We start from the raw sequence: 7,954 nt of genomic DNA, 5'->3' as shown, positions 1-7,954 counted from the left end.
CGGAGGTGTTCTTGAGGTTGTTCAGGAACTCCGAGGTCATCGGCGGCAGGATGATCCGGTAGGCGTTGGGCAGGAGGACGTAGCGGTAGGTCTGCGCCACGGTGAAGCCCATCGCGGTGCCCGCGAGTTGCTGCCCGCGCGGCAGGGACTGGATGCCGGCGCGAACCTGCTCGGCCACGCGCGAGGCCGTGAAGAACCCGAGGCAGATCACGCCGGTGTAGAACGGTGCGTTCGGCAACTGCTTCAGCGCGTTGCCGAGCGATTGCGGCAGCAGCTCCGGCAGGACGAAGTACCAGAGGAACATCTGGACCAGCAGCGGGATGTTGCGGAACAGCTCGACGTAGGCCGTGCCGACGGCGTTGGCCGCCCTCGACGGCAGCGTCCGCATCACGCCGATGAGCGAGCCGAGCGTGAAGGCGATCGCCCAGGAGCAGAGCGCCGTGAGGACCGTCCAGGCCAAGCCGGACAGCAGCATGTCGGCGTAGGTACCGGTGCCCTCGGGCGACGCATCGAGGAAGATGCGCCAGTTCCAGTTGTAGTTCATCGCCCGGGCTTCACCACGTCTCGTTCCGGATCTTCAGGGCTCTGGGTCGGTGGTCCGCACCGAATCTCGCCGGCTCCTGACGGAAGCCGGCGAGGGGGCGGGCCGCGTCAGTAGACGGCCGGATCGGCGCTGTCGCTCGGGCTCTTGAACTGCTTGGTCATCGCCTCGCTCATCGGGAGCTTGAGGTTGATGTTGCGCGGCGGGATCGGCGTCTCGAACCACTTGGTGTAGAGCGCCTTGCCCTCGGCGCTCTCGTAGAGCGCCTTGGTCGCGGCGTCGGCCACCGCCTTGAACGGCGCGTCGTCCTTGCGCAGCATGATGCCGTAGGGCTCGGGCTTCGACAGCGGCTCGGTCGAGATCTCGTAGGCGTCGGGGGTCTTGGAACCGGCGATCAACGAGGCAAGCAGCACGTCGTCCATGACGAAGGCGACCGCGCGGCCGGTCTCGACCATCAGGAACGCCTCGGCATGGTCCTTGGCGGACAGGATGGTCAGGCCCAGGCCCTTGGCGGTGTTGGCCTCGTTGATCTGCTTGATGTTGGTCGTGCCCGAGGTCGAGACGACGGTCTTGCTCTTGAGGTCGTCGATGGTGTGGAGCTTGGCGTCCTTCTTCGAGACGTAGCGCGTGGCCGTCAGGAAGTGGGTGTTGGTGAACGCCACCTGCTTCTGACGGTCGAGGTTGTTCGTGGTCGAGCCGCATTCCAGGTCGATCGTGCCGTTGGCGATCAGCGGGATGCGGGTCGACGACTCGACCGGGTTGAACTTCACCTCCATCTTGTCGAGCTTGAGGGTGGCCTTCACCGCATCGGCGATCTTCATGCAGATCTCCATCGCGTAGCCGACGGGCTTCTGGTCGCCGTCGAGGTAGGAGAACGGCACGGACGAACTGCGGTAGCTGATCGTGATGGCGCCCGCCTCCTTCACCTTCTTCAAGGTGCCCGTCAGATCCTCGGCGTGGGCGCCGGCCGGGAACACCGAGAGGACGAGGGCGAGGCCAGCAACGATGCCGCGGCGGTCAGAACAGGATGGCGTCAAGACGAAACTCCCACATGGTGCCGCGCATGGGACGGCGGAGGACGGTCGGGCAGAAGACGGCCGGCTCGGACGCAGCGTCTGCAATGATGGTGCCGGAGCGATGGGCACGGTGAGAAGCTTGGCGGATTCACAGAGGAGAAGTGACCTTCCCGGCTTCACGACGTGAGTACGGCATCAGCCAACCGACTTGCCATCGACGGTCGAACGAGGTGCGAAACCCGATCACGCAGGCCGGAACCAAGCTTTTTTCAACCCCGGATCGGGCGTTCGTGTCGATCGGCGCTGCTCACGTCGAGAGCAATATGCATATTTCTTAAGCGAACGCATCGAAATTCGTGGTGCAAGAACCTCCCGTTGCCGCGCATCCACCGGAACAGTCTTGGCGCGCGATCAAGGCAGAAGCCGTCCGGCAACGCGTGCGGGACGGCCTCGTCACTTAGGGGATGCGTCGGGAGCCAACGCGCACCGCGCGGCTGGCTCCCGACAGCATTACTTGGTCAGCTCGTTGCCGGTGTAGTCGACGTTGCCGGCGGCGTTCTTCTTCCAGGCGTAGAGGACGTAGTCGGGTCGGGTGATGTCGCCCTTCTTATCGTAGGCGATGTCGCCGATCACGGTCGGGGTCGGTTTTCCCTGACGCAGGTAGTCGGCGAGCTTCTTGCCGTCGGTGGAGCCGGTCTCCTCGATCGCCTTCTTCAGGATCTGGACGGCGGCGTAGGCGTAGAGCGTGTAGGCCTCGGGGTCGATGTTCTTGGCCTTGAAGGCCGCGACCACGTCCTTGGCGGCTGGGTTCTTGCGCGCGTCGGGGGCGAAGGTCATCAGCGAGCCGTCGGCGCCGGGGCCGCCGATCTGAGCGAACTCCTTGTCGGCGATGCCGTCCCCGCCCATCAGCGGTGCCTTGAGACCCTGGTCGCGCATCTGGCGGATCAGCAGTCCGGCCTCGGCGAAGACGCCGCCGTAGTAGACGATGTCGATGTTGGCCTGCTTGAGCTTCGACACCAGCGCGGAGAGGTCCTTCTCGCCGGGGTTGATGCCCTCGTAGAGCACGTCCTTGCCGCCCTTGGCCTTGAGCGCCTTCAGGGTCTCGTCGGCCAGCCCCTTGCCGTAGGGGGTCTTGTCGTGGACGAAGGCGATCTTCTTGCCCTTGTACTTGGCGGCGAGGTAGTCGCCGGCGACCGCCCCCTGCTGGTCGTCGCGGCCGCAGGTGCGGAACGTGTTCCACATCCCGCGCTCGGTGAACTTCACGTTGGTCGAGGCCGGTGTGATCTGGATGATGCCGGCGTCCTGGTAGACGTCGGAGGCCGGGATCGAGACGCCGGAGTTGAAGTCGCCGACCACCATCTTCACGCCTTCCGAGGCGAACTTGTTGGCCACCGACACGCCCTGCTTCGGATCGGACGCGTCGTCGCCGGACGAGAGCACGAGCTTCTGGCCCTTGATCCCGCCCGCCTTGTTGATGTCCTCGACCGCCTGGGTGGTGCCGTTCTTCAACTGCGCGCCGAAGGCCGCGTTCGGGCCGGTGATCGGCGCCGCGACGCCGATCTTGATGTCGGCCGCCTGCCCCTGCCCGCAGGCCATCATGCCGAGCGCGAGGCCCGCCAGAAGTATCGCTCTCATCCCTCGTCCCCTTCGTTGTCCGATTCCAGATATCGCGCGCCGCGCAAGAATCATGCTCTCGCGCCGAGTCGGGCGCGGGCGCCGATCATGGCTCAGCCGGCGCCGTTTCGCGAGCGCGCCACGTCAGCGGAGAGGTCCGCTCGTAGAGCCAGTGATACTGCGTCGTCATCTGCCGCGTCCGGGTCCAGCGGTAGCCCGCCGCGCCGACGATCATGACGAGGATCGCATCGACCGCATAGTAGTGCGGCGACAGGAGCGTGCCGCCGAACAGCGCGAAGTGGATGAAGCGCACCGCCGCCGCGACGGCCAGCAGCGCCGGGACGCATTGCCAGAACGGACGCCACGCCTTCGCGAGCCCGCGCGCCGCCATCCACCCGGCCCAGCCGCCCATCGCCACGGTGACGAGGAGGAACAGGCCGATCGCATCCTCCTCGTAGATCAACCCTTGCATCGGTCACACCTCCGCCGGGGCGGCGTGGCCGCCCTCGAGATAGGCGGCCTTGATCGCGGGGTCGGCGAGCAGCGCGCGGCCCGTGCCGCTCATGGTGATGCGGCCGTTGACGAGCACGTAGCCGCGGTGGGCGAGCTTCAGGGCGTGGTAGGCGTTCTGCTCGACGAGGAAGATCGTCATGCCGTCCTGCCGGTTGAGGTCGCGCACCGCGTCGAAGATGCCCTTCACCACGAGCGGCGCGAGGCCGAGCGACGGCTCGTCCAGCAGCAGCAGGCGCGGGCGGCTCATCAGCGCGCGACCGATCGCGAGCATCTGCTGCTCGCCGCCCGACATGGTGCCGGCGCGCTGGGCGAGCCGCTCCTTCAGGCGCGGGAACAGGGCGCAGACCCGCTCCAGATCCCGCGCGAAGTGCTGCCCGGCCTGGAGCGCCGCGCCCATCTGCAGATTCTCGTAGACGCTCATGCGCGGAAAAACGCGCCGCCCCTCCGGCGACTGCGCGATGGCGAGGCGCGCGATCACGTGGGTCGGCAGCCGGGTGATGTCGCGGCCGTCGTAGGTGATCGTTCCCGATCGCGCCTGCGGCGCGCCGAAGATCGTCATCATCAGGGTCGACTTGCCGGCCCCGTTCGCGCCGATCAGCGTGACGATCTCGCCCTCGGTCACGTCGAGGTCGACGCCGCGCAAAGCCGCGACGCTGCCGTAGTAGGTCGAGACCCCACGCACCGAGAGCAGCGTCTTCTTCGCCCCGGCCTTCTCGGCCGCGAGCGCCCGCGTCTCCTCGACGAGGACGTTGATGCCGGCGACACTCACTCGTCGATCCCCGCGCTCACGCCTCGACCTCCAGGTGCGTCACGGCGAGGCCGACCTCGGCATCGACCGCCTCGACCTCCTCGTCCTCGACGCCGAGGTAGGCCGCGATCACCCGCGGGTCCGCCCGCACGGCGCCCGGCGTGCCGTCGGCGATCTTCACGCCGTAATCGAGCACGACGACGTGGTCGGAGATCTCCATCACCACCGACATGTCGTGCTCGATCAGCAGCACCGAGGTGTCGTGCGCGTCGCGGATGTCGCGCAGGAGCGCGTTCAGTTCTCCGCTCTCGCGCGGGTTGAGGCCGGCGGCGGGCTCGTCGAGGCAGAGCAGCACCGGGTCGGTGCACATGGCCCGCGCGATCTCCAGGCGGCGCTGGGCGCCATAGGGCAGGTCGCCGGCCGGGTCGTCGGCCCGCTCGATCAGGCCGATGCGGCCGAGCCAGTCCCTGGCCCGCGCGATCGCCGCGTCCTCGGCCCGGCGGTAGACCGGCAGGCCGAGCAGCCCGAGCACGCTCATGCCGGAGGCCCGCATCAAGGGCGCGTGCTGGGCGACGAGCAGGTTCTCCAGCACGGTCATGCCCTGGAACAGGCGGATGTTCTGGAAGGTGCGCGCCACCCGCCCGATGCGGTTCACGGAATGGTTCGGCAGGCGCTCCAGCAGGTGCTTCGAGCCGTCGGCGTGCTTGAGCGTCAGCATCCCCTCGGTCGGCTTGTAGAAGCCGGTGATGCAGTTGAAGACCGTGGTCTTGCCGGCGCCGTTCGGGCCGATCAGCGCGGTGATGTCGCCGCGATGCGCCCGGAACGACAGGTCGCCGACGGCGGTGAGCCCGCCGAAGCGCATGGTGAGGTGATCGACGGTGAGCACCGCGTCGTCGCGGGGCGGGATCGGCGCGGTCATCGGGGGCTGCCCATCAGCCGTGGCCCTCGCTGACATGGGCGCCGGAGATCGCCCGACGCTTGCCCAAGGCCACCGAGGGCGTGCGCTCCGAGATCAGCCCGCGCGGGCGCCAGACCATCATCGCCACCATGGCGAGGCCGAACAGCAGCAGGCGGTACTCGTTCGGGTCGAAGCCCTCGCCGAAGACCTGCTTCAGGAAGCCGAGGTTGCGCAGCATCTCCGGACCGCCGACCATCGCCACCGCGGCGACGGCGACGCCGACCTGGCTGCCCATGCCGCCGAGCACCACGATCGCCAGGATGATCGCGCTCTCCAGGAAGTTGAAGCTCTCGGGCGAAATGAAGCCCTGGCGCACGGCGAAGAACGAGCCGGCCACGCCCCCGAAGGCGGCCCCGAGCGCGAAGGCGGTGAGCTTCGTCGTGGTGGTGTTGATGCCGAGCGAGCGGCAGGCGATCTCGTCCTCGCGCAACGCCTCCCAGGCGCGGCCGATGGGCAGCCGGCGCAGGCGCAGGGTGACGAGGTTGGTGACGAGCGCGAGCGCCAGGATGACGTAGTACAGGAAGACGATGCGGTGCATCGAGTCGAAGGTGAGCCCGAAGCGCGCCGCAAACCCGTCCTCGCCCGCGGTGAAGGGAATGCCGAAGAACGTCGCCCGGGGAATCGAGGAGATGCCGGCCCCGCCCCCGGTGACGTCGACCCAGTTGATCAGCACGAGGCGGATGATCTCGCCGAAGGCGAGCGTGACGATGGCGAGGTAGTCGCCGCGCAGCCGCAGCACGGGAAAGCCCAGCAGCACGCCCCAGAGGGCGGCAAACAGCCCGGCCAGCGGCAGGCAGAGCCAGAACGACAGGCCGAACGTGGTCGAGAGCAGGGCGTAGGAATACGCGCCGACCGCGTAGAAGGCGACGTAGCCCAGATCCAGCAGGCCGGCGAGGCCGACGACGATGTTGAGGCCCCAGCCGAGCATCACGTAGGTGAGGATGAGGATGCCGAGGTCGATCCAGTAGCGGGCCTCCCCGAGGCTGCCGACTGCCAGCGTCGCCACGACCGGCAGCGTCAGCGCGACACCGATGAACAGCCAGAGCGCCAGCATCGAGATCCGCTGCCCGGCATTCGGGGCGGCATCGACGGCCTCCGTCGCCTGGGCTGGCGCCGGTGCGAGCGCCCGACGGGCGTCGCGGTGCGTCAGCACGAGGCGCTGCGCGAGGCGTGCGAGGAAGATCGCGCCGCACAGGCCCGCGACGAGGACCCAGCGCGGGGTGAGTTCGAGCCCGCCGGTCGGGCCCGGCTCGGTGCGGAAGCTGACCAGCGGCACGCAGAGCCCGAAGGCGCCGAGGGCGTAGAGGGCGGCGTCCCGCAGGATGCCGGGCAAGCCGCCCGGCGCGCGCGCGCTTGCCATCAGACCTTCTCGACCTCGGCGCGGCCGAGGATTCCGGACGGCATGAAGATGAGCACGATCGCCAGGATCGAGAAGGCGGCGACATCCTTGTACTCGATCGAGAAGTAGGCCGACCAGAAGGTCTCGATCAGGCCGATGATCAGGCCGCCGAGCACCGCGCCGGGCAGGGAGCCGATGCCGCCGAGCACCGCGGCCGTGAACGCCTTCACGCCGGGGACGAAACCGTCGGAGAAGGACACGACGCCGTAGTAGATGAGGTAGAGCACGCCTGCGACCGCCGCGAGCGCGGCGCCCAGGACGAAGGTCAGGGAGATGGTGCGGTCGACGTCGATGCCCAGCAGCGCGGCCATGCGCCGGTCCTGCTCGCAGGCCCGCTGCGCCCGGCCGAAGGGGGTGCGCTGGACGAGGTACCAGAAGCCCGTGAGCAGCACGACCGTGACCGCCATGATCAGGCACTGCTTGTAGGCCAGGAACACCGCGAAGCCGTCGCGCTCGAACAGGGTCAGCCCGCCCGAGAGCATCGGCGGCAGCGGCTTGTTGCGCGCGCCCTGCGCCACCTGCACGAAGTTGGAGAGGAAGATCGAGACGCCGATGGCCGAGATCAGCGGCGCCAGCCGGAACGAGCCGCGCAAAGGGCGATAGGCGACGCGCTCGATCGCCCAGCCCCAGAGCGCGGTGAGCACCATGCTGACCACGAGCACGATCAGGAAGGCCAGCGCGATCGAGGTGATCCCGAGCCACGCGGTGAGGATCAGGAAGCCGATCAGCGCGATGAAGCTCGACACCATGAAGACGTCGCCGTGGGCGAAGTTGACCATGCCGATGATGCCGAACACCATCGTGTAGCCGATCGCGATCAGGCCGTAGATCGACCCGAGCGTCAGCCCGTTGATCAACTGCTGTACGAAGACATCCATCGCGTGACCGTCTCTCCCTCGTCCGATCGCGGGTGCCGGCGCGAACCGGCTGCCGGGGCTGGCAAGTTCCGCAGGCTAGCTGGCAAGTCCCGCAAGGTTGCAGGTGCCCCGGGCCGCAAGTCCCGTACCGTACCAAGTCCCCTACCGTACCTGGACCGCGATCGCCACGGACTGCCCGGTCCGTCATCCGCTGATGCTGGTCGCGCGCGGCCAGCATAGCCTGCGCAGTCGAGGAAGCGCCACGCTGGCGGGCCGGCTGCGCGGCAACAAAAGCTTCGAGCCGTCGG

8 protein-coding genes are annotated in these 7,954 nt (G+C 68.2%); all 8 read right to left on the bottom strand.

Features of this window, described 5'->3' with window-relative positions:
* Positions 1 to 544, bottom strand: a 544-nt coding sequence (locus ACFE8Y_RS03670; protein ID WP_375463029.1) for an amino acid ABC transporter permease, incomplete at its 3' end; no start/stop codon positions are given.
* A gap of 107 nt (positions 545 to 651) precedes the next feature.
* Positions 652 to 1,548 (bottom strand): amino acid ABC transporter substrate-binding protein, encoded by an 897-nt coding sequence (locus tag ACFE8Y_RS03665; RefSeq protein WP_375463035.1) that lies wholly within the window; start codon positions 1,546 to 1,548, stop codon positions 652 to 654.
* 519 nt (positions 1,549 to 2,067) lie between these two features.
* A complete protein-coding gene (locus tag ACFE8Y_RS03660) occupies positions 2,068 to 3,192 on the bottom strand; it encodes a branched-chain amino acid ABC transporter substrate-binding protein (RefSeq protein ID WP_375463028.1) in 1,125 nt (374 codons plus the stop codon).
* A gap of 85 nt (positions 3,193 to 3,277) precedes the next feature.
* Entirely contained in the window at positions 3,278 to 3,643 is a 366-nt protein-coding gene (locus ACFE8Y_RS03655; protein ID WP_375463027.1) for a DUF6867 family protein, read from the bottom strand.
* A gap of 3 nt (positions 3,644 to 3,646) precedes the next feature.
* The gene (locus ACFE8Y_RS03650) at positions 3,647 to 4,453 is read right to left on the bottom strand and encodes an ABC transporter ATP-binding protein (protein WP_375463026.1); all 807 of its coding nucleotides are present in this window, start codon (positions 4,451 to 4,453) and stop codon (positions 3,647 to 3,649) included.
* A 16-nt stretch (positions 4,454 to 4,469) separates the two neighbouring features.
* Complete coding sequence (locus ACFE8Y_RS03645; protein ID WP_375463025.1) at positions 4,470 to 5,351, bottom strand: ABC transporter ATP-binding protein; 882 nt, start codon at positions 5,349 to 5,351, stop codon at positions 4,470 to 4,472.
* Between the two features lie 13 nt (positions 5,352 to 5,364).
* A complete protein-coding gene (gene livM / locus ACFE8Y_RS03640) occupies positions 5,365 to 6,750 on the bottom strand; it encodes a high-affinity branched-chain amino acid ABC transporter permease LivM (protein ID WP_375463024.1) in 1,386 nt (461 codons plus the stop codon).
* The gene (locus ACFE8Y_RS03635) at positions 6,750 to 7,667 is read right to left on the bottom strand and encodes a branched-chain amino acid ABC transporter permease (RefSeq protein ID WP_375463023.1); all 918 of its coding nucleotides are present in this window, start codon (positions 7,665 to 7,667) and stop codon (positions 6,750 to 6,752) included. Before ACFE8Y_RS03635 ends, livM begins: the two co-directional genes overlap by 1 nt.
* Positions 7,668 to 7,954 lie beyond the last annotated feature (287 nt).

The sequence above is a fragment of the uncultured Methylobacterium sp. genome (assembly GCF_964242245.1).
Classification (GTDB): Bacteria; Pseudomonadota; Alphaproteobacteria; order Rhizobiales; family Beijerinckiaceae; genus Methylobacterium.
The sequence above is the reverse complement of the archived record's forward strand: the minus strand, read 5'-3'. Positions and strand labels throughout refer to the sequence as shown.